This is a genomic window from Clostridium sp. (assembly GCF_017888565.1).
Taxonomy (GTDB): Bacteria; Bacillota; Clostridia; order Clostridiales; family Clostridiaceae; genus Clostridium.
On sequence record NZ_JAGHFX010000035.1, the window covers coordinates 18,057 to 39,382 of the forward strand.

The 21,326-nt window shown below is 28.5% G+C and carries 17 protein-coding genes and 1 other annotated feature; of the genes, 11 read left to right on the top strand and 6 right to left on the bottom strand.

Translation table 11 applies throughout. From position 1 onward, the window contains the following. Nucleotides 1–126: 126 nt before the first annotated feature. The 3 genes from J7M87_RS06025 to J7M87_RS06035 form a co-directional block, all read right to left on the bottom strand. Entirely contained in the window at nucleotides 127–930 is an 804-nt protein-coding gene (locus J7M87_RS06025; RefSeq protein WP_291649654.1) for a TPM domain-containing protein, read from the bottom strand. 2 nt (nucleotides 931–932) lie between these two features. Continuing rightward, complete coding sequence (locus tag J7M87_RS06030) at nucleotides 933–1,502, bottom strand: LemA family protein (protein WP_291649656.1); 570 nt, start codon at nucleotides 1,500–1,502, stop codon at nucleotides 933–935. A gap of 93 nt (nucleotides 1,503–1,595) precedes the next feature. Then, nucleotides 1,596–2,498 carry a prenyltransferase gene (locus J7M87_RS06035; RefSeq protein WP_291649658.1) on the bottom strand — a complete coding sequence of 301 codons (903 nt, stop codon included), beginning with the start codon at nucleotides 2,496–2,498 and terminating at the stop codon, nucleotides 1,596–1,598. Nucleotides 2,499–2,713: 215 nt separating this feature from the next. Here J7M87_RS06035 and J7M87_RS06040 point away from each other — a divergent pair, with 215 nt between their 5' ends. From J7M87_RS06040 to J7M87_RS06080, 9 genes are all read left to right on the top strand, one after another. After that, complete coding sequence (locus J7M87_RS06040; RefSeq protein ID WP_291649660.1) at nucleotides 2,714–3,760, top strand: galactose ABC transporter substrate-binding protein; 1,047 nt, start codon at nucleotides 2,714–2,716, stop codon at nucleotides 3,758–3,760. Nucleotides 3,761–3,848: 88 nt separating this feature from the next. Then, complete coding sequence (gene mglA / locus J7M87_RS06045; RefSeq protein ID WP_291649662.1) at nucleotides 3,849–5,348, top strand: galactose/methyl galactoside ABC transporter ATP-binding protein MglA; 1,500 nt, start codon at nucleotides 3,849–3,851, stop codon at nucleotides 5,346–5,348. 16 nt (nucleotides 5,349–5,364) lie between these two features. Continuing rightward, on the top strand, nucleotides 5,365–6,387 hold the full coding sequence (gene mglC / locus J7M87_RS06050) for a galactose/methyl galactoside ABC transporter permease MglC (protein ID WP_291649664.1): 1,023 nt from the start codon (nucleotides 5,365–5,367) through the stop codon (nucleotides 6,385–6,387). Between the two features lie 23 nt (nucleotides 6,388–6,410). Continuing rightward, nucleotides 6,411–6,575 (top strand): hypothetical protein, encoded by a 165-nt coding sequence (locus J7M87_RS06055; protein WP_291649666.1) that lies wholly within the window; start codon nucleotides 6,411–6,413, stop codon nucleotides 6,573–6,575. Nucleotides 6,576–6,973: 398 nt separating this feature from the next. Further along, on the top strand, nucleotides 6,974–8,584 hold the full coding sequence (locus J7M87_RS06060) for a response regulator (RefSeq protein ID WP_291649667.1): 1,611 nt from the start codon (nucleotides 6,974–6,976) through the stop codon (nucleotides 8,582–8,584). A 10-nt stretch (nucleotides 8,585–8,594) separates the two neighbouring features. Further along, entirely contained in the window at nucleotides 8,595–10,388 is a 1,794-nt protein-coding gene (locus J7M87_RS06065) for a sensor histidine kinase (protein ID WP_291649669.1), read from the top strand. After that, nucleotides 10,385–11,356 (top strand): substrate-binding domain-containing protein, encoded by a 972-nt coding sequence (locus J7M87_RS06070; protein WP_291649671.1) that lies wholly within the window; start codon nucleotides 10,385–10,387, stop codon nucleotides 11,354–11,356. The genes J7M87_RS06065 and J7M87_RS06070 overlap by 4 nt, the downstream gene beginning before the upstream one ends. A 28-nt stretch (nucleotides 11,357–11,384) precedes the next feature. Beyond that, on the top strand, nucleotides 11,385–12,434 hold the full coding sequence (locus J7M87_RS06075; RefSeq protein WP_291649673.1) for a galactose ABC transporter substrate-binding protein: 1,050 nt from the start codon (nucleotides 11,385–11,387) through the stop codon (nucleotides 12,432–12,434). Nucleotides 12,435–12,569: 135 nt separating this feature from the next. Beyond that, nucleotides 12,570–12,810 (top strand) — a binding site (T-box leader). A 250-nt stretch (nucleotides 12,811–13,060) separates the two neighbouring features. Then, complete coding sequence (locus tag J7M87_RS06080) at nucleotides 13,061–14,362, top strand: dicarboxylate/amino acid:cation symporter (RefSeq protein ID WP_291649674.1); 1,302 nt, start codon at nucleotides 13,061–13,063, stop codon at nucleotides 14,360–14,362. A gap of 219 nt (nucleotides 14,363–14,581) precedes the next feature. Here the strand turns inward: J7M87_RS06080 and J7M87_RS06085 are convergent, their stop codons facing one another. Both J7M87_RS06085 and ahpC read right to left on the bottom strand, forming a co-directional pair. Next, on the bottom strand, nucleotides 14,582–16,252 hold the full coding sequence (locus tag J7M87_RS06085; protein ID WP_291649676.1) for an FAD-dependent oxidoreductase: 1,671 nt from the start codon (nucleotides 16,250–16,252) through the stop codon (nucleotides 14,582–14,584). 146 nt (nucleotides 16,253–16,398) lie between these two features. After that, nucleotides 16,399–16,962: an alkyl hydroperoxide reductase subunit C gene (gene ahpC / locus J7M87_RS06090; RefSeq protein WP_291649678.1), complete on the bottom strand. Its 564-nt coding sequence runs from the start codon at nucleotides 16,960–16,962 to the stop codon at nucleotides 16,399–16,401. A gap of 288 nt (nucleotides 16,963–17,250) precedes the next feature. On the opposite strand from ahpC, the gene J7M87_RS06095 reads away from it, so the two are divergent. After that, on the top strand, nucleotides 17,251–17,502 hold the full coding sequence (locus tag J7M87_RS06095; RefSeq protein ID WP_291649680.1) for a TIGR04540 family protein: 252 nt from the start codon (nucleotides 17,251–17,253) through the stop codon (nucleotides 17,500–17,502). Between the two features lie 130 nt (nucleotides 17,503–17,632). Here the strand turns inward: J7M87_RS06095 and J7M87_RS06100 are convergent, their stop codons facing one another. After that, on the bottom strand, nucleotides 17,633–18,634 hold the full coding sequence (locus J7M87_RS06100) for a glycosyltransferase (protein ID WP_291649682.1): 1,002 nt from the start codon (nucleotides 18,632–18,634) through the stop codon (nucleotides 17,633–17,635). Between the two features lie 197 nt (nucleotides 18,635–18,831). On the opposite strand from J7M87_RS06100, the gene J7M87_RS06105 reads away from it, so the two are divergent. Then, nucleotides 18,832–20,757: a glycosyltransferase gene (locus J7M87_RS06105; RefSeq protein WP_291649684.1), complete on the top strand. Its 1,926-nt coding sequence runs from the start codon at nucleotides 18,832–18,834 to the stop codon at nucleotides 20,755–20,757. Nucleotides 20,758–21,326 lie beyond the last annotated feature (569 nt).

Here is a 21,326-nt window from a genome sequence, read left to right on the forward strand (position 1 = left end):
AAAGTTAATTTCTTATTTTTATCAAGGGGCTCGCGAAACACGAGTCCCTTTTACATTTTAAATAAGAGGCTTTCTGCTATAGCCTCTTATTATTTTATATAATAGTTTATTTCAGTAGATTATAATTTACCAGCTGCCAGAAGAGCCACCTCCATTAGAAGATCCACCGCCAAAACCTCCAAACCCACCAGATCCACCACCGCCGAAACCGCCATCTCCACCACGAGGACCACCTCTTCTTCCTATATTACTCCAAAAGATAATTTGAAGTAGTGAAGAGGAAACTCGACCACGGTTAAAAAATAAATCTAGAAAGAACGAAATAACTAGTATTCCTATTAAAATGTTTCCTGCAAAATTATGTGATGTTTCTTGCGTTTCGTTTGGAATCGATATATTTAAAGATTTACTTAAAGTAACTCCATATTCTTCAGCAATTAAATCAGTAAAAGCGCTATAGCTCTTTATTATACCGGAACTATAATTTTCATTCTTAAAATCATCCTTAGCTAAAGATTGCATAACTCTATTACTAATAGCATCTGGAATAGCGCCCTCTAAACCTCTTCCAACTTCAACTCGCCAATTTCTATCATTTATGGCAACTAGAATTAATAAACCATTATCTTTATTTTTCTGTCCAATTCCCCAAGAACGAAATAAATTTATAGCATAATTTTCAATTGGAATATCGCCTGTAGTATCTACAATTACAACAATAGATTGAGCTCCAGTTTTATCTTCCAGTTCCTTACCCAATGATATAATTGTTTCTATTTCGTTTGACTTTAATATCCCTGTATAGTCATTTACATATTTATAGTTTGTAGGAGAAGGATAATTAGTAGCTGCTGAAACTGTTAATGAAAAACTCAGTATTAATAAAAGAGAAGATACTAAAAGTTTTTTTAATACATTACTAATATTCATACTTATCTAGAGAAATCAACTGAAGGTACTTCACTAGCACCATCACTTGCTTTATAAAGTGGTTTTTCTTGAAATCCAAATAATGAAGCAATTATATTTGTAGGGAATCTTCTCCTTTTGGTATTATAATTAGTCACAGCTGTATTATAATCTTGCCTTGCAACAGCTATTCTATTTTCAGTTCCTTCTAATTGAATACTTAAGTCCTGAAAGTTTTGATTAGACTTTAAATCAGGGTATCTTTCAACAACAACTAATAATCTAGAAAGAGCATTTGATAATTGACTATCTGCATTTGCTTGTTCTGATATGTTTGCTGCACCTGAAAGCTTACTTCTAGCATTAGCTATATTAGTAAATATATCCTTTTCTTGAGAAGCATATCCTTTAACTGTATTAACTAAATTAGGTATTAAATCAGATCTCCTTTGTAATTGAGTATCTATATTAGATTCTGATGTATTAACAAGCTGTTCTAGAGATACTAAATTATTGTAGCTAGATATTATGGGAAAAACCAATATTGCAATAACTACAAGTACAGCAATTAATATTTTTGTTCCTTTTTTCATATAAAAATACATCTCCTTTCTATATATAAACTATTATATGTAAAAAGAAGATGTATTATTAAAGATTTACTGTACAATATTGATTAGTAAGAGTTAACTTATAAATAATGATAATATCAGAATAAGAGTAAATGTCCAGTGTAAATTATTTGTATAAGGAATTCCAAGCTTCTCAAATTTACAAACAGATCTATGAGCCTTTAGTGCTAATGGGAATGTTAAAAACACTAATAAAGAAGTAATAGGATAGAATCCTGATATAGCATATATTAAAGTTAAAATATATGCTCCAAAAACTAAAAATCTATAGATATATGTACTATATTTGCTACCAATTCTAACACTTAATGTTCCAAGACTTAAATTAGCATCTCTTTTGAAATCCCTCATTTCATTACTTATCATTAGTGCTGGAATAAGAAATGAAGCAGGTAATGAAAGGAATATTGGATATAGGCTTATAGATTTAGTAAAAGGATAAGATGCACCTAATACCATTAATGGACCCATTGTTATAAAAGAAATTGGAACTCCTAAGCCTTTTCTTTTAAATACAAAGGGTTCTCCTGTATAAGCGTAAGCACCAAATATTCCTATAATACCAATAAGAAACATTTTAAAATCAGTCATGTATATAAGATATAATCCAATTAGTGAAGCTAGTGCAAAACAGCACATTGCCCAAATAAAAACATAAATGTCAAAATAAGTTCTAGTCACACCTAAAAAATTAATTTTTCTACCGCTTGGCCTATAATATCTAAAACTTCCTTCAAAATAATCATTTACTAAGTTAGCTCCGGATTGAGCTAGAAGTCCAGCTAGTGTAATTAGGATAACTAAAAAAATATCATTAGTATTAGACCAATTAATATATCCCATTTTATCAGCAGCAATAATACCAAGAGTGGTAGATCCAATTGCTAATGTTAATGAAAAGGGACGGAATGCTTTCCAAGAATCCTTAATAAATTTCGATAGATACTCTTTATCCACGTTAATCACCTCATATATTTAATTGCAATTTTAAATTTTATCATAAAAGGATAATCCTTTCAAATTATTAAAAAATATATATAATTATTTATCTAAGAATTTCGATAGAAGTGTTAAGTTTTTCGTATGGAAGTTATTACAAGATAAATTTATAATATTAGATGTAAACGAAATCAATTAAGTCTTAACGATTTTATAAAAGGTGGAGGGTTAATATGAAAAAGGTAAAAAAATTACTTACAATGGCAATGGCTACTGTTATGGTTACAGCTTCATTAGTTGGCTGTAGTGGAAATAGTGGAAGCTCTAATGGTGGAGATACTTCAAAAGGAGACAAGGTTAAGGTTGGGGTATGTTTATACAAATTCGATGATACTTATATTTCTACAGTTCGTCAAAGTTTAGAAAAAATACAATCTGAAAATCCAGATAAAGTTGAGTTCACTTTCTATGATGGAAAAGGTGACCAAGCTACTCAAAATGACAGTATAGATACATTACTTCAAAAAGATGTAGATCTTCTATTAGTTAATTTAGTTGATACAGGAGCAGCACCTACAGTAATTGATAAGATTAAAGCTGCAGAAAAACCAGTAGTACTATTTAATAGAGAGCCAGCAGCAGATGCAATAAAAGCATATGAAGATGCTATATTTGTTGGAACAAATGCAAAAGAAGCTGGAGTTATGCAAGGAGATATACTTTCAAAGGAATGGGAAAAAGATAAAGCTGCTATAGATAAAAATGGAGATGGAGTATTACAATATGTAATGTTAAAAGGTGAACCTGATAATCCAGAAGCAGTTGCAAGAACTCAATATTCAGTTTCAACTTTAAATGATAAAGGAGTTAAGACAGAAGAATTAGCACTTCAAGTTTGTAACTGGGACCAAGCATTAGCACAAAATGCAACTGAAGCATGGTTCTCAAAATTTGGTGATAAGATTGAAGCTGTTATTGCTAATAATGATGGTATGGCTCAAGGTGCTATAGCTGCATTACAAGCTCAAGGATATAACAATGGTGATGCTGCAAAAACTATCCCTGTTGTAGGTGTTGATGCTACAGCAGCAGCACAAGATTTAATAGGTAAAGGATTTATGTTAGGATCAGTTCTTCAAGATGCAGAAGGAATGGCTAAGGCATTATATGAAACTGGAATGAATTTAGCTGGTGGAAAGAGTGCTATAGAAGGTACTTCATATGAGTTCGACGATACAGGAGTTGCTGTTCGTATTCCATATCAACCATATGTTAAATAATATATAAAGAAATAAATTTTCTTTAAACTGCATAGTGAAATTTTCACTATGCAGTTTAATAAATAATAGAAAAGTGGTGAAGTAAGTTATGGCAGATACAAAATATGTTCTTGAAATGACAGATATATGCAAAGAATTTCCAGGAGTTAAAGCGCTAGATAATGTCCAATTAAAAGTAAGACCAGGAACTGTACATGCTTTAATGGGTGAAAATGGAGCAGGTAAATCTACTTTAATGAAATGTTTATTCGGTGTTTATATTGAAGATGGTGGAGAAATTTTAATAGATGGTGTGAAAAGTAAATTTTCTAATCCAAAGCAAGCAATGGATAATGGCGTTGCTATGGTTCATCAAGAATTAAACCAAGTTTTACAAAGAAATGTTATGGATAATATATGGCTTGGAAGATATCCAGGAAATGCTGGAGTTGTAAGCGAAAAGATAATGTATGAAGAGACTAAAAAAATATTAGATGAACTTGAAATAGATGTTAATCCAAGGCTTAAAATGGCAAAACTATCTGTTTCTCAAAGACAAATGGTTGAAATTGCAAAAGCAGTTTCATATAATGCAAAAATACTAGTTTTAGATGAACCAACATCATCATTAACTACAGAAGAAGTTAAGCATTTATTTAGAATAATTAATAAATTAAAGGCTAAAGGCTGCGGTATTATATATATTTCTCATAAAATGGAGGAGATTCTTGAAATTTCTGATGACGTTACAATAATGCGTGATGGTAAATGGATAGATACAATTCCTGCAAAAGATCTTACAACTGATAAAATAATTAAATTAATGGTTGGTCGTGATTTGACTAATAGATTTCCACCAAAGACAAATAGGCCAGGAGAGGTAATATTAGAAGTTAAAAATCTAACTGGTACATATCAACCATCTATAAAGGATGTATCCTTTGAACTTAAAAAAGGAGAAATTTTAGGGGTTGCTGGACTTGTTGGATCAAAAAGAACGGAATTATTAGAAACTATATTTGGAATAGCTCGTCATAATGAAGGCGAAGTAATATTACATGGTAAGAAAGTTGAAAATACAGATTCAAGAAGAGCAATAAAAAATGGATTTGCATTATTAACGGAAGAACGTAGATCAACAGGAATATTTGGACAACTTGATATAAAATTTAATACGATGATTGCTAACATAGATGGATATAGTAAATTTGGTGTATTAGATAATAAAAAGATGACTGAAGATACTAAATGGACAATAGATAGTATGAAGGTAAAAACTCCAAGTCAAAAGACGGCTATTAGAACTCTTTCAGGAGGTAACCAGCAAAAGGTAATCATAGGAAGATGGCTTTTAACTAATCCAGAAATACTACTATTGGATGAGCCAACAAGAGGAATAGATGTTGGAGCTAAATATGAAATTTATCAACTTATTATAGATTTAGCTAATAAGGGCAAAGGGGTTATAGTTGTATCCTCTGAAATGCCAGAATTATTAGGAATATGCGATAGAATACTTGTAATGTCAAACGGAAGAGTAGCTGGAATAGGTGATGCAGATAAATTGTCACAAGAAGATATTATGTCTATGGCTGCGAAATATATTTAGGATAGAGGTGTAACTTATGAACAAAGTTAAATTTAATAAAGAGTCTTTACAAAATTTCCTACTAAATTATGCACTATATATAGTATTATTTATAATGATAGTGTTCTTTGTTATAAAGGAACCAGGGTTCCTTTCATTGAAGAATTTTACTAATATTTTAAGTCAAGCATCAACACGTGGTATCCTTGCATTAGGGGTAGCAGGACTTATAGTACTTCAAGGTACAGATCTTTCAGCAGGACGTATATTAGGCTTTACAGCTATTATATCAGCATCATTATTACAATCAACAACATATGCTGCTAGAATGTATCCAGATCTACAAGCCTTACCACTAATATTACCAATGTTTTTAGCAATAGTTATAGGTGGTATATTTGGTGCAATAAATGGATTTGGGGTTGCAAAACTAAAGGTTCATGCATTCATTATTACCTTAGGTACTCAGCTTATAGCATATGGAGCATCATGTTTATACATTGATAGACCTCCACTAGGTGCTCAACCAGTGGCTAACTTAGATGAAAGATATACAAAATTTGTTAATGGTTATTTGAAATTAGGTACTGTAGAAATTCCATATTTAGTATTTTATCTTGCAATAGTAGCAGCTATTATGTGGTTTGTATGGAATAAAACAAAACTTGGTAAAAATATGTTTGCTATAGGTGGGAATCCGGAAGCAGCAGCAGTTTCAGGAGTTAACTTAGTTAAGAATATAATGTTTATATTTATAATATCAGGAGTACTTTATGGACTAGCTGGGTTCTTAGAAGCTGCAAGAGCTGGATCAACTACAACAAGTACAGGGTTCAACTATGAATTAGATGCTATCTCAGCTTGTGTTGTTGGGGGAGTATCCTTTACAGGTGGTATTGGAACAATTCCAGGAGTTCTTATAGGGACAGTATTATTACAAGTTATAAATTATGGATTAAACTTCATTGGAGTAAATGCTTACTGGCAATATATAATAAGAGGTTTAATAATAATAGTAGCTGTTTCATTAGATGTAAGAAAATATATAGCTAAAAAATAATTTAAAAAAGGAAATGATGTTAAATGGAAAATGAAGCTGTAAAAGAAAAAGTAGAAGAAGTTCCTAAGAAGACTATGAGGGATACATTATATGGTAATTTAGATGTATCAGTTAAAACAATGGATAGATTTATTACAGGATTATTTGTACTGTTAGCATTATCAATGATAATAGGAATATTAGTATAAAAATATAATATTATTCATAGAAATAGGATGAGAATTATAATATCTCATCCTATTTTGCTGTTTGATAATATTTACATGAAAAAAAATACAAAAATATGTTATAATTAATTTTAAGATTTAGAAAATTCAGGTTTAACTTTAAAATACTAATTTTTTAAGAAATGTAAATTTGATTTTATTATATAAAAGTTGAAATTATAAAAGTACATATACATATACATATACATATACATATTTGATTATTTGTATAGAGTATTATAGTAATCTCAGGTATAGCAATTATTAAATAGGTATAAAGGGGATTTAAAATTATAATTATTAAAACTATTGCTAGAGAGATACTGCTAATCAAATTTATTCTTTTAGAAACTTATAGTTTTTATATAGGAGGATTATTTATGGGGTTATATAAACTGATGATTGTAGATGATGAAGAGGAGATAAGACTTGGAGTCATAAAAAAAATTAATTGGGAAGAAAATGGATTTGTTGTTGTAGGTGATGCTGAAAATGGACAAGAAGCTTTAGAATTAGCAGAAAAGTTGCATCCAGATGTAATAATGACAGATATAAAAATGCCATTTATGGATGGATTAGAATTAGGTAGAAAAGTTACTGAAATCATGCCTTCAACAAAAATTATAATATTCTCAGGTTCTGATGATCTTGAATATGCGCATAAGGCAATAAAAATAAATGTAGTTGAGTATGTTTTAAAGCCAATTAACTCAATTGAACTTATAGAGGTTCTAAAAAGATTAAAAGAAAAATTGGACAAGGAATATGATGCAAAAAGAAATGTGGAAACATTAAGGAACCATTATGTAGAAAGTATTCCTGTAATAAGAGAGCAGTTTCTTATTGGAGCCTTAGAAGGAAGAATCACTAGAGAAAAGTGGATAGAAGATGAGAAAAAGTTAGGATTAGATTTTATAGAAAAATATCTATCAGTTGCAATAATAGGTGTTGATGGGAATATAAGATCTAATGAAGAAGATTTAGAATTACAAAATGATATTGGTTTATTATCTATATCAATAAAAAACATAGTAGATGAAACTATGGATAATTATTGCAAGTTTATTAGTTTTCCATATTTAGATAAGGTTGTAATTTTAAGTAGCTTTAATGAAAAGGATAACATAATGAACTTTATAAAAGGGTTAAATGAAGTTTGTAAGGTTTTCGAGTGTATATTTGGAGGTACTATATCTGCAGGGGTAGGTAGGATATGTGATGATATATCAAAAATAAGATTTTCTTACAGCACAGCTCAAAGTGCATTAAATTATAGACCAATACTTGGAAATGGAAAAACTATATATATTGATGATGTTGAGCCAGACAATTCAATTCAATTACAATTTGATGAGCAAGATGAAGTTAAATTTTTAAATACTATAAAGCTATCTACAGAGAGTGAAATACAGGAAGTTGTAAATAGTATATTTAAAGTAGTTGAAGAATCTTGTATACCATTGGAAAAGTATAGAATTTATATAATGGAGATACTGACATCTATGCTTAAGTTAACGCAAACATATAATATAGAAATTAATAGTGTATTTGGTGAAAATTTTAATTGTTATATGGGATTAGATCATCTAGATTCTATAGAAGAAATAAAAGGATGGTTTATAAATAAGTCTATTAAACTTAATAAGCTTATAAAGAAAGAGCGTGTTAATTCTTCAATGCTTTTAGTAGAAAAGGCTAAAAATTATATAAAGGAAAATTATAGTGATTTTGATATATCAGTTGAAAAGTTATGCTCAAAATTACATGTAAGCCCAACATATTTTTCAACTATATTTAAAAAGGAAACTGATATGAGTTTTGTAAACTATCTTACTTCAGTACGACTAGAAGAAGCTGTGAAGTTATTAAACACTACTGACGATAAAACATATATGATTGCTACAAAGGTAGGATATCAAGAAGCAAATTATTTTAGTTATGTATTTAAAAAGCAATTTGGAATAGCACCATCAAGATATAGAAAGAACTGAGTGAGTTAATATGCTAAATTCTATTAAGAGTAAAATAATAGGTTATTATAAAAAAGCTAGTATCCAATATATAATATCCATATCTTTTACAATAGTAGCTGTTATTGGAATGATAGTTGTAGGTGGAGCTCTTTACTTAAGATTTAATAACTCGACAGAAGAAATGGTGTTAAAAAATAATAAGTCCATACTAGAGCAAGTTAATTTAAATTTAGATACTTACTTAAGAAAAATGATGAAAATATCAGATACTATATATTATAGAGCTATAAAGAAAACAGACTTATCTACTGAAAATATAGATAAAGAAATGGACCTAATTTATGAAGCAAATAAAGATTATCTTATAAGTATAAGCTTATTTTCAGATTATGGTGAAGTAATGGCTTCATATCCATTGCAACAACTTAAAAATAACATTGATCCTAGAGAAAGTGAATGGTTTCAAAGTGCAATAAGTAAAAGAGAAAACCTACATTTTTCTACTCCGCATGTACAAAATTTATTTTATGATCCTAATTATAAATATACCTGGGTAGTATCTTTAAGTAGAGCAGTTGAGCTTACTGAAAGTGGTAAAATTAATGGTGGAGTTCTTTTAGTAGATATGAACTTTAGTGGGATAGAACAAATATGTAAAAATGTTGATATGGGGAAGAATGGATATGTTTATCTTATAGACAGGGACGGAGAAATAATATATCATCCAAGGCAACAATTAATATATTCTGACTTAATAAAAGAAAATAATTATGAAGCATCTAAATATGAAGATGGAAATCATGTTGAAAAGTTTGAAGGAGAAAAAAGGCTAGTAACAGTAAAAACGGTTGGATATACTGGGTGGAAGATAGTAGCTATATCACCAATGTCAGATATTACAGCTGATTATTATGAAATTAGGATATTTGCAATATTTATAATGTTTTTTGCCATATTTACGTTAATATCAATAAATATGTTTGTATCATCAAGAATAGCAAATCCAATAAAGGAATTAGAAAAATCTGTTAATGAATTTGAAAATGGAGTAGTTAATCTAAATATATCGGAAAGTGGTTCTTATGAAATTCAACATTTAGGAAAAGCAATTAGATCTATGGTAAAACAAATGAATATGCTAATGGAAAATATAATGAATGAGCAAGAGGCAAAGCGAAAAAGTGAATTAAATGCACTACAAGCACAAATCAATCCACATTTTTTATATAACACCTTAGATTCTATTATATGGATGATAGAAAATGAAAATTATGATGGTGCTATAGTAATGGTTACAGCCCTAGCAAGATTTTTTAGAATAAGTTTGAGCAAGGGTAAAAATGTAATAACTGTTAAGGATGAGTTAGAACATGCTAGAAATTACTTAACAATACAGAATATACGTTATAAAAATAAATTTACTTATGATATTAAGGCTGAAGAAGAAGTTTTAAATCTTGCTAGTATTAAATTAATAATTCAACCACTGATTGAGAATGCTATTTATCATGGTATGGAGTATATGAGCGGTGATGGCGATATTATTATACAAGCCTATTTGAAAAACAATGAATTATATATAGATATTATTGATAATGGACTTGGGATGCCTCAAGAGGTTGCAGATAAATTATTAACTAATGATAATAATATTCAAAAGAAAGGTTCAGGAATAGGGCTTAGAAACGTTCATGAGAGAATAAAGTTATACTTTGGAGATAGTTATGGATTAGAGATATATAGTGAACCAGATGAAGGAACAACAATAAGAATTCATATGCCATCTATAGATTTTTATAGTATTAAGGAGGATAAAAAGTGAAGATAAAAAAGAAGTTAGTTTTCATAATCTTATTTATAATGCTTATTTCTTCCTTTTTAGTATTATTAAATGAAGGTAAAAAAAAGGACGTTAAGGTTTATAATTTTTCAGTAATAATTAGAGGAAAAAATAGTGAAGGGTGGAGGATAATAAAAGAGGGGATGGAGCAAGCGGCTTCTGAGATGAACGTAAATATAAGATTTTTAACACTTTTAGAAGAAAATAGTATTAAAGAACAGACTGAATTAATAGAAAGAGAATTAAGTGATGGTGTAGATGCAATACTTATATCTCCAACAGATTACAAAGCTATGGCGAGTACTATAGAAAACGTGAGAAAAAAGATACCGGTAGTTTTATTTGAATCTAATATAAAAACTAAGCAAAATATACCATATATATCTTGTGACAATTATGAATTAGGGCAGAGTCTAGCAGAGGAAATAGTGAGAAATGGAAATACAAGAAGTAAAGTTTCTATTATAAAAAGTGATTTAGGATGTAGTAGTATAAATGAAAGATATTTAGGATTTATAGATGAAATAGAAAAAAGTAAAAATACTTATGAATTCTTAGAATTACCAAAGGATGAGGTGCAACTTTATAATAAAGTTAGAGAAATTATAGAGAATAATGAAACAGATGCAATAATTACATTTGAACCAAGTATTTTAGAGAGTATAGGAAAAGCTAAGAAGTATGTATTAAGTACTAACAATTTAAAATCTGATGTTGAATTATATGGGACAGGAAGTACAAGCTTGATAATATCTTTGATTGAAGAAAATATAATAAATTCAATAGCTATGCAAAATGAATTTAATGTTGGATATTTAAGTGTAAAGGCTTCTGTTTCACAAATTGAGGAAAAATCAATTGATGATAGCATAATAACATCAACTATAATCAATAGTAGAAATATGTACTCTAAAGAAAATCAAAGGATGTTATTTCCCTTTGTAAGATGATAAATTTAATGCTTTATAGGAGGTTAGGGTGAAAAAGGGTAAAAGAATAATTAATATTTTTAGCTTAATGCTAATATCTACTCTTATTGTAGGCTGTAATAAAGAAAGCAATATTAAATTTAAAAAAGAAATTAAAATAGGGGTAACACTTTATAAGCAAGATGATACTTTCATATCTACAATCAGTAAAAATCTAGAAGAAATAGTTAAAGAAAATGAAAGTATTGATAAATCTAAAATAATACTTGATTTTGTTGATGCAAAAGGAAGTACAATAAATCAAGGTAATCAAGTGGATAAGTTTATAAATCAAGAGTATGATGTTATATGTGTAAATTTAGTAGATAGAACAGCAGCATCAACTATAATTGATAAGGCGAAATCAGCAGATATTCCAATAATATTTTTTAATAGGGAGCCGGTAGAAGAAGATATGGATAGGTGGGATAAATTATATTATGTTGGAGCACAAGCTGAACAATCTGCAAGGTTACAAGCAGAGATAGTACTTGATGAATGGCTTTCTAAAAAAGATACAGTAGATAAGAACAAAGACAATAAGATTCAATATGTAATGCTTGAAGGAGAACCAGGACATCAAGATTCTTCAATAAGGACAGAATATTGCATAAAGTCCATTACTGAAAAAGGTATCCAACTAGAAAAACTAGCAGATGATAGTGCGAATTGGCAAAGTGATCAAGCTATAAGTAAAATGAATCAGTGGATTAAAGAGTTCGGAGATAAAATTGAAGTTGTATTTAGCAATAATGATGTTATGGCACTTGGCGCTATACATGCAATAAATTCGAGTGATGTATTTACTAAAAAGCCTCTAGTTGTTGGGATAGATGGGATAAAAGAAGCAATGGAATCAGTTAAGAAAGATGAAATGCTTGGTACAGTTATAAGTGATTCTAAAGCTCAAGCTCAAGCAATATTTGATATTGCAGTAGCATTAGCCAAAGGTGATAGTGTAGAAGGAATAGATGAACTAGAAAATAATAAATATATAAAAGTTCCCCATACAAAAGTAGTTAAAGACAACGTGGATTTATATATAGAAAATAAAAAATAAATTTTTAAGAGTAGGGTAAATACTTACTCTTTTTTTATTAAAAATACCTAATAAATATACAATTTAAATATATAATTAATATATTGACAACGGAGAAAATAATGCTATAATTAAATCATAGTAATCCGATATGAATTAAAGATTATGAAGAGGGAAAGTAATTAATGATAATTATAACAGAGAAGGTTAGTTGCTGAGATAGCCTATAATTTTATTAATGAAGTGCACCTTGGAGTTGAAGGCCTGAATGTAATGAGTAGGGGCTTATGGGTTCTCCCATTATAGAGACAAGGTATTATAGTACCTAAAATGAGATAGATATTTAAGTTATATCTAATCAGAGTGGAACCGTGGAAGTTTACCTTCTGCCTCTGTACAAACAGTGGTAGTAGGTTTTTTTTTATTCATACAATAGATTTAATTAATATATTTATTAATTATTGTATAAACTATTCATAGATTAATTATAGGATATAAATGATTGTATAATTAATCTAAAATTAACTTATTAGATAAAAATTTTAAAATACAACATTTAAAGAATTATCTTAAGAAATTTGCAGGCCAGCAAATAAATATTTAACTAAATATTAAATCATCTAAAATAAATATTAGGAGGATACAAAATGAATATTAATTTAATATTAGCTATTATATTATCAATAGCAGCACTTTATATAATTTATTTAGTAAAATCAAAAACAGGAAAATTTTCTTACTCAACACTGACTGCGTTAACAATAGGATTAATACTAGGTGCAATTTTTAAAGAGAATATTACGTTCCTTGAAGTAGTAGGAAAAGGGTATATATCATTAATAAAAATGATAGTAGTTCCTTTAGTTATGGTATCAATAATAACAAGTATAATTAGACTTAAAAATTTAGATACTTTAAAATCAATTGGGCTTAAAACATTAGGAATATTACTTGGTACAACAGGTGTAGCAGCAATAATAGGAATTATTATTGGAAAGACTTTTAAATTAGGACAAGGGATAAGTTTTGTGGGGGCAGAAGGTTTTAAAGCAAGAGAAATACCAGCATTTTCAAAGGTATTATTAGACTTTTTACCATCAAATCCAGTAGCATCAGTGGTTAATAACCAAATAATTCCAATAGTGATATTTTCACTTTTTGTAGCGATAGCTTTAGTTATTGAAGATAATAAAAATCCAGAGAAGGTTAAGCCATTTAAAGATTTCATTTTATCAACTTATGAATTAGTTTTAAGTATAACAAGAATAGTATTGAAATTTATACCATATGGAGTTTTCGCATTAATTGCAACGGCGGCAGCTACAAATGGTATGGATACAATAAAATCATTAATTAATGTTATATTAGCAGTATATATAGCTTGTATATTACAAATAGTATTAGTTCATACTCCATTAATAGCATTTGTTGCAAGAAAAAATCCGTTAAAGTTCTTTAAGAATATTTTCCCAGCTCAAGTTGTAGCTTTTACAAGTCAAAGTAGTTATGGAACATTACCAGTAACAATTAAGAGCTTAGTAGAAAATGCTAAGGTTTCTGAAAATATAGCAAGCTTTGTAGCTCCACTTGGATCAACCATTGGAATGAATGCTTGTGGTGGATTATATCCAGCAATAGTTGCAATTTTTGTAGCAAATGTATTTAATGTTGATATGACAATGTATCATTATTTCTTAATAGTATTAACAACAGTTATATCTTCAATAGGTATAGCAGGAGTTCCTGGATCAGCAACTATGTCAACAACAGTTGTTTTATCAACTTTAGGATTACCTATAGAGGGTATGGCAATGGTAATGGCTGTAGATGCTATAATAGATATGATGAGAACAGCAACTAATGTTACAGGTTCTGCTGTTACAGCTTTAGTTGTTGATGAAACTGAAAAAAGAAAAGGGAGTGCTCCTATAGCACTTGGATCTAAATAATTAGCTGAAAAAATAGATTGTGAAATAAATTATAGCCCTATTAAACTAAAAGCAAAGAGTTTAATAGGGCTATATGTTTTTTATTATATAGTTAAAAATAAACTTGAAAATTGTATATGGATCATAGAATTTAATCAATGTTAGGAGTTATTACTTATAAAAAAATAGGCACTACATAGATAATTATTATCTTCTGCAATACCTTTAAAATAATATTTATTATTTAAGTAATTGAACTATATCTTCAAGCTTCTTGCCGCCAAAATACACTTTAGAGTCGTTGATTATTAGTGCGGGAACGCTCATTATTTTATGTTTATCTTTAATATCTTTGAAATTAGATAAATCTAGCATTTCTGTTTCTATATTAGGATTTTCTATAGCTATTCTTTGAGCTGCAGTTACAACTTCAGGGCAAACGTGGCAAGAAAGAGATACTGCAACTTTAATATTAGTTTTCTTATCTAGTGAGAGTGATTTAATTTCATTTAGTAAATCTTCATTTAGTGATTGACCTGGACCAGCTAAATTGTAAATAGCAAGTATAAATGAATTTAATTCATGTCCTCCAGGGACTCCATGGAATTTAACTCCGCTGTAGTTACTATCTTTATCTAATAAAGCAACTACAGGATACTTATCTGCATGAATTTTAGATTCCATTTCAGTATTTTCACCTTTTTTATAGATTATAGCAGAAATTTTATCACTCAAGTCAGATATATCTAAAACTAAATCTCTTAATTCAATTGATTTTTTGTTACTTTCGTCAACTATTGATACTAATGAAATGTTATTTTCTATTTTAGCTAATATACCTTTTAATTGGTTTCTTAAAGTGTCGTTTAATAAGTTGCTTTTTCCGGATAAAGTCTTATTATTAGAAGTAAGTACTTCATTTTTAGTCTCCACTTTTTCTTCAATAACTTCTTCTTCAACTATTCCGAGTCTTTCTTTTTCAGATGCAACATGTCTTTCAGCATCTGTTGCTGCAATAGCACCATCAGCCACAGCTGTTACAACTTGTCTTAATAGCTTAGGTCTTAAGTCACCAGCAGCATAAACACCTTTAATATTAGTTTCCATATTTTCATTTGTTAAGATATATCCATATCGATCCATTTCTATTTTATCTTTAAATACTTTAGTCTGTGGCTCATAACCAACAAATACAAAGATACCAAATGTTCCATCTTCTTTAGGAGGGAAGTATTCTGACCTTTCATTAGTAACATTATTAATAAGTTTTACAGATCTTAGAACATCATCACCAACAGCTTCTACAACTTCAGTATTAAATCTTATTTCGATATTTTTATTGGCTTTTACTTTATCACCTATAGATTTAGCACAAGTAAATTCAGGTTCCCTTGCTACTATAATTACTTTTTTAGCAAATCTAGTTAAGTAAATGGCTTCTTCAGCAGCAGCATAACCTGCACCGATTACAAGAACCTCTAAGTCTTTAAAGAATTCTCCATCGCAAGTAGCACAGTAGGCAACACCTCTACCACCGTATTCAATCTCTCCAGGGAAACCTAATTTTCTTGGTGAAGCACCTGTTGCTATAATTACAGATCTACCTTGAATTTCACCATTATTTGTCTTGATAATTTTTACATCTCCAGAAAAATCAACATCAACTACATCTGCTGTTTGGAATTTAACACCGAAGTTCTCAGCTTGGGTTCTCATATCTGAAGTTAAATTAGGGCCAGTTGTTTTTACAATACCAGGGTAGTTTACAATTTCGGCAGTACTATTAATTTGACCACCAGTATGCTCTTTTTCTATTATTAAAGTATTAAGCCTTGCTCTACCAGCATATAGACCAGCAGATAAACCAGCAGGACCACCACCGATTATAATTAAATCATATATTTTATTCATAAATTCCTCCTTAAAATTTCAAATATGTTATTAAGTAATAATAATTATTGATTAGTTTATTAAAAAAATAGCGAGTTTCCTCGCTAATTTTTTAATATATGATTGGATATATAGTGAGGAGAAAATAGCTCTCCTTATGTTTTATATTAAAGTTTACCAACTAAATCTAAGCTTGGTACTAAAGTTTCTTCACCTGGAGTCCAGTTTGCAGGGCAAACTTGATCGCCGTGTTCAGCTACGAATTGAGCAGCTTGAACTTTTCTTAATAATTCTTCAGCATTTCTTCCAATTCCGTTTTGATGAACTTCGTAAGCTTGGATTTCTCCTTCAGGATTAACTATGAATGTACCTCTTAAAGCTAAACCTTCTTCTTCTATAAGAACTTCAAACATTCTTGCTAATTTTCCAGTAGGGTCAGCTAACATTGGGTATTGAATTTTTCCTATTGTTTCTGTTGCATCAGCCCATGCTTTGTGAACGAAGTGAGTATCTTCAGATACTGAGTATATTTCAGCACCAATTTTTTTGAATTCTTCATAATGATCAGCTAAGTCTCCTAATTCAGTTGGGCAAACAAATGTAAAGTCTGCTGGGTAGAAGAAGAAGATTGACCATTTACCTAAAACATCTTCCTTTGATACTTCCTTAAAGTTACCATTGTGGTAAGCTTGAACTTTAAAATCTTCTATATTTTTTCCTATTAATGACATATATTGTTTCCTCCTTGTTTTTAAAAATTACTATGTATTAATAATAATTATTATTTAATAAAAAGTCAATAGATTTAGCGAAAATAATTGATAATTTTTATCATTTGATTTTTTATTGCAATTATACAGAAATATATAACATTATTACCAAAATAGGAGTAATATTTACACATAATAATTAAATAAAAATTAAGAAATTTAATACATATTGTTTTAGAGTTATATTTAGTATAAAATATATATAAAAAGTAGATTTTAAAAAGTAGATTTTTAGGGAGGATAATATTCTTGAACAAGGGTGGAATTAGATTATATTATAAAAATCAGGAAGAGCTTAGCTATGCGCTAAGAGACTACATAGACGATTACTTTGAAGGTAACATAGAGGATGAAGCTCTAGAAGAAAAAATATTTATGGTAATAGAAGCTAATAGAGCTAAATTTTATAAAGATGAAGAAATAGCTAAGAAACCAAAGCAAATTTTAGGGAAAACAAGATTAAATGTATTAGAACAAATTTTAAAGAAAAAAAGGGGATAATAACCTGATAAAGCAATCATTATTTAAGAATTTATGTTTATAAAACTTTAAATGGTTCCACTAATAATTTGGATTACTTATATTTGGGAATTAATAAGAAGGACAAGTAGAAATACTTATCCTTCTTTTTTTAATTAAGCTTTTTTAAGTTTTCTAAATTAAAACCAAGCATTTCCGGTATGAAGTTTTTTAAGTTTATAAAATCTAATCTAAAATAATATGGGGAGTATTTTTCATAAAGCTCTAGATATAATTTTAGATTTTCTCGTGATTTTTCTATATTATTTAATTTTTCATAACATAAACTAATTAATAAATAGATTTCCCTAAAAGCATTATTTTCAAATAAAAAGCTTTCTCCTTTAAGAATAGCTTTTCTATATTTTTTTGCCTTATAATAAGTTTTTACAATTAAAAAAGAAATATAGCTATTTATATAGTAGTTATCATTTAGATCAATTGCTTTAATATAGTTGTTTATTGCTATAGTATATTTATTTAAAAGGAAATATTCATTTGCAATGTTATAGTAATATAAATAATTTTTTTCTTTGGTGTCATAAGATAAATATATGGAAAGATTTCTATTACACCTATCTGTTAATTGTTTTTTATTATAATCATATCCAAAGTTATATAATATAACTTCTAAATTTAAAATTTGATTTAAATATGAATCATTATATAAAGAGTTGCTAAGTTTTTCATTTATTTTTCCAGAAAAATAAAATCCAGAGTTATTCTTAATAATCCTAAGTAAATACTCGCCTTTATAAGGCTTATTATCTATTATGTTTATAAGTTTCAATCTGAATCCTAAATATAAAGAATCATTTAGAATATTTTTTAATTTAGATACTTGAGTAGTGTCTAATGACTCATCGCAATCAATGCACAAAATCCAATCTTTAGACGCAACTTCTAATGCCTTATTTCTTACAGAGCTAAAGTTATTATTCCATGGAAACTTTATTATCTTTGCGTTGAATTCTTGGGCTATATTAGTAGTACTATCAGTGGATCCAGTATCAATTAAAATTATTTCATCAGCAATACTTTTTATACTTTTAAGACATCTAGTTAAGTTTGTCTCTTCATTTCTAGCTATAATACAAACGCTTAAAGTATTCAAAGAAAAGTTACCTCCAAACAAAAATGGTTTTATTATAGAATATGATAATAAATAAAATATGCTAATAATAGAAAAATAGATATTACTATTAAATTCTACTTAAAACTACTTAATAAAGGGTATTTTATTAAAAATAAGCATAATATGATAATTAGGAATAAACTATTGTATATAAAATAAATAATTGGAGGAAGTCAATGATTAGAATTTTAATTGGGAGTCCTATTCATCAAAAGCCCATTATTTTAAAAGAATTCCTTATGTCATTAAAAGAATTAGATTCAGATGATTTATATATTGAGTATTGTTTTATTGATGATAATGATATAGAAGAATCTTCACTAATATTAAATAAGTTTAAAGAATATGTGAAGAAAGTTACTATTTTAGAAAGTAAAGAAAGTACCTCTTCATATATATGTGATGATTATACTCATAGATGGTCAAATGATTTAATAAGAAAAGTGTCAAACTTTAAAAATACTATAATAGAAAAAGCAGTAAAAGAAGATTATGATTATCTTTTTCTTGTAGATTCTGATTTAATAATGCATTCTAAAACATTAAAAAGGCTAGTATCATTAAATAAAGAAATAGTTTCAAATATATTCTGGACAAGATGGCAACCTAATAGTTATGAGCAACCACAAGTTTGGTTAAAGGATATGTACACTTTATATAATTTTGAACATGGAGAAAACTTGAGTGAAAGTGAAGTTATAAAAAGAACATCAGATTTTATTAATATGCTTAGAAAACCAGGGACATATAAGGTTGGAGGACTCGGAGCATGCACTTTGATATCGAAAGGAGCACTTTTAAAAGGGGTAAATTTTAATCCAGTTTATAATATTTCCTTTTGGGGGGAAGATAGACACTTTTGTATAAGAGCAGCTGTACTAGGAATTCAATTATATGTAGATACCTATTATCCGGCTCATCATATATATAGAGATGAAGATTTAAAAAAAGTAGATCAATATAAAGAATCAAATAATATAAGAGATTTTCAAATTTATAGTGCTAAAGCATATGATACATTGAAGATAGCTTTAGAAGCAGTTAGAGATTATAGTTATAAAGAAGATATCCCTTTAAATCATCTAGAATACTTTGGAGAAGAAGAAAAAGCTAGATTAAAAAGAGAGTTAATAGCAAATCGAGGAAGAGTATTAGAAGAAAGAATAACAAATAAAATAAATATAATAAGTCATCAAACACCATATACTGATAACGTTAATGAAATAGTTATTAAAGTTATTTATAGCGAATCAGGATATAGAAATAACTATAGTTATTATGAAGAGAGTCAAAGTGAATTTACTTTACAGATGGACAAAAATGAAAATTATAAAGTAGTTCAATGGATAGTCGAAGGTAAAAAAGAACCTGTAATTAAGCCTTTGGTAAGGAAAGCTAAAGAGGAAGGTAATAAACTAACTTTATCAATGGTAGTTAAAAATGAAGAAAATAGATTTTTAAAAGCAGTGTTAGAAGATGCTAAACAATATATTGATAATGCAGTTATAATTGATGATGGGAGTACTGATAATACTGTAGGAATAATAAAAGAAGTGTTAGGTGATATACCATATATATTAGTAGAAAATAAAGATTCAAAATTTAGTAATGAAGTTACCTTAAGAAAGCAACAGTGGGAAGAAACTATAAAGATTAATCCTGATTGGATAATATTTTTAGATGCTGATGAGATATTTGAAAATAGATTCAAATATAATGTAAGGGATTTAATGAAGAATACTGAAGTAGATGGTTATATGTTTAGGTTATATGATTTTTGGGATGAAGATCATTATAGAGAAGATAGTTTATGGAATGCTCATAACACTTATAGATTATTTATGATAAGATATCAAGAAAATTATAATTATAAGTTTAGAGAAACACCGCAACATTGCGGAAGGATGCCATATAATTGCAATAACTTATCATATGAGTTAAGTAGTTTACGATTAAAGCATTATGGGTGGTCTAGATTAGAAGATAGAGAAGAAAAGTTTGAAAGATATATGAATCTAGATCCAGAAGGTAAGTTTGGAATTCTTGCACAGTATTATTCAATATTAGATAAAAATCCAAACTTAAAAAAGTGGGAAGAGTAGTGATAAATTAAAAAGTTTATGCTATGTTAGCTAGTTTTGTAGTATTTTGTGTTATAAAGTGCGAATATAAAGGCTACGATAACTAGATATGTTCAATAAGCTAAATAGCTATGCAGGCATTGAATACTTAGTGAAGCTAGCTGAACTTAGTATGAAAGCCCATCTACTGAAGCTTCTCTGAAGTAGATGTTCCTATTAAATTTTGGAATAACTACTATGCCAAGAGTTTTGGTTAACTCGCTGCACTCAGACAATTAAGCAACACTAAGACCTAGTAGTTATTTCTACGCCAAATACTTCTAATTGCTCGCTATATGCTTATTCCACCGTCTATTTATATTCGTCAACTTATATTTTACCACTTTACACCGTTAAATTAAGAATTAGCCTTATTAATGATATGTATTAAATTGGAGATTTTATTATAATGAGAAACTACAATTCTTATTTAAGATATCTAAGATGGCGTTAAGAATTTTTATTGTTTGAGCGCAGCGAGTTATAAAAATTTAGTCATCTTAGATATCTTAAATTTAGAATTGTATTCGATATTATATAAAAATCGGAAA

What these genes read in the sequence shown, in the direction of transcription:
- J7M87_RS06040 (WP_291649660.1), top strand. Translation starts at nt 2,714, where the DNA reads ATGAAAAAGGTAAAAAAATTACTTACAATGGCAATGGCTACTGTTATG.
- J7M87_RS06085 (WP_291649676.1), bottom strand. Translation starts at nt 16,252, where the DNA reads ATGAATAAAATATATGATTTAATTATAATCGGTGGTGGTCCTGCTGGT.
- J7M87_RS06055 (WP_291649666.1), top strand. Translation starts at nt 6,411, where the DNA reads ATGGAAAATGAAGCTGTAAAAGAAAAAGTAGAAGAAGTTCCTAAGAAG.
- J7M87_RS06105 (WP_291649684.1), top strand. Translation starts at nt 18,832, where the DNA reads ATGATTAGAATTTTAATTGGGAGTCCTATTCATCAAAAGCCCATTATT.
- ahpC (WP_291649678.1), bottom strand. Translation starts at nt 16,962, where the DNA reads ATGTCATTAATAGGAAAAAATATAGAAGATTTTAAAGTTCAAGCTTAC.
- J7M87_RS06030 (WP_291649656.1), bottom strand. Translation starts at nt 1,502, where the DNA reads ATGAAAAAAGGAACAAAAATATTAATTGCTGTACTTGTAGTTATTGCA.
- mglC (WP_291649664.1), top strand. Translation starts at nt 5,365, where the DNA reads ATGAACAAAGTTAAATTTAATAAAGAGTCTTTACAAAATTTCCTACTA.
- mglA (WP_291649662.1), top strand. Translation starts at nt 3,849, where the DNA reads ATGGCAGATACAAAATATGTTCTTGAAATGACAGATATATGCAAAGAA.
- J7M87_RS06065 (WP_291649669.1), top strand. Translation starts at nt 8,595, where the DNA reads ATGCTAAATTCTATTAAGAGTAAAATAATAGGTTATTATAAAAAAGCT.
- J7M87_RS06060 (WP_291649667.1), top strand. Translation starts at nt 6,974, where the DNA reads ATGGGGTTATATAAACTGATGATTGTAGATGATGAAGAGGAGATAAGA.
- J7M87_RS06080 (WP_291649674.1), top strand. Translation starts at nt 13,061, where the DNA reads ATGAATATTAATTTAATATTAGCTATTATATTATCAATAGCAGCACTT.
- J7M87_RS06025 (WP_291649654.1), bottom strand. Translation starts at nt 930, where the DNA reads ATGAATATTAGTAATGTATTAAAAAAACTTTTAGTATCTTCTCTTTTA.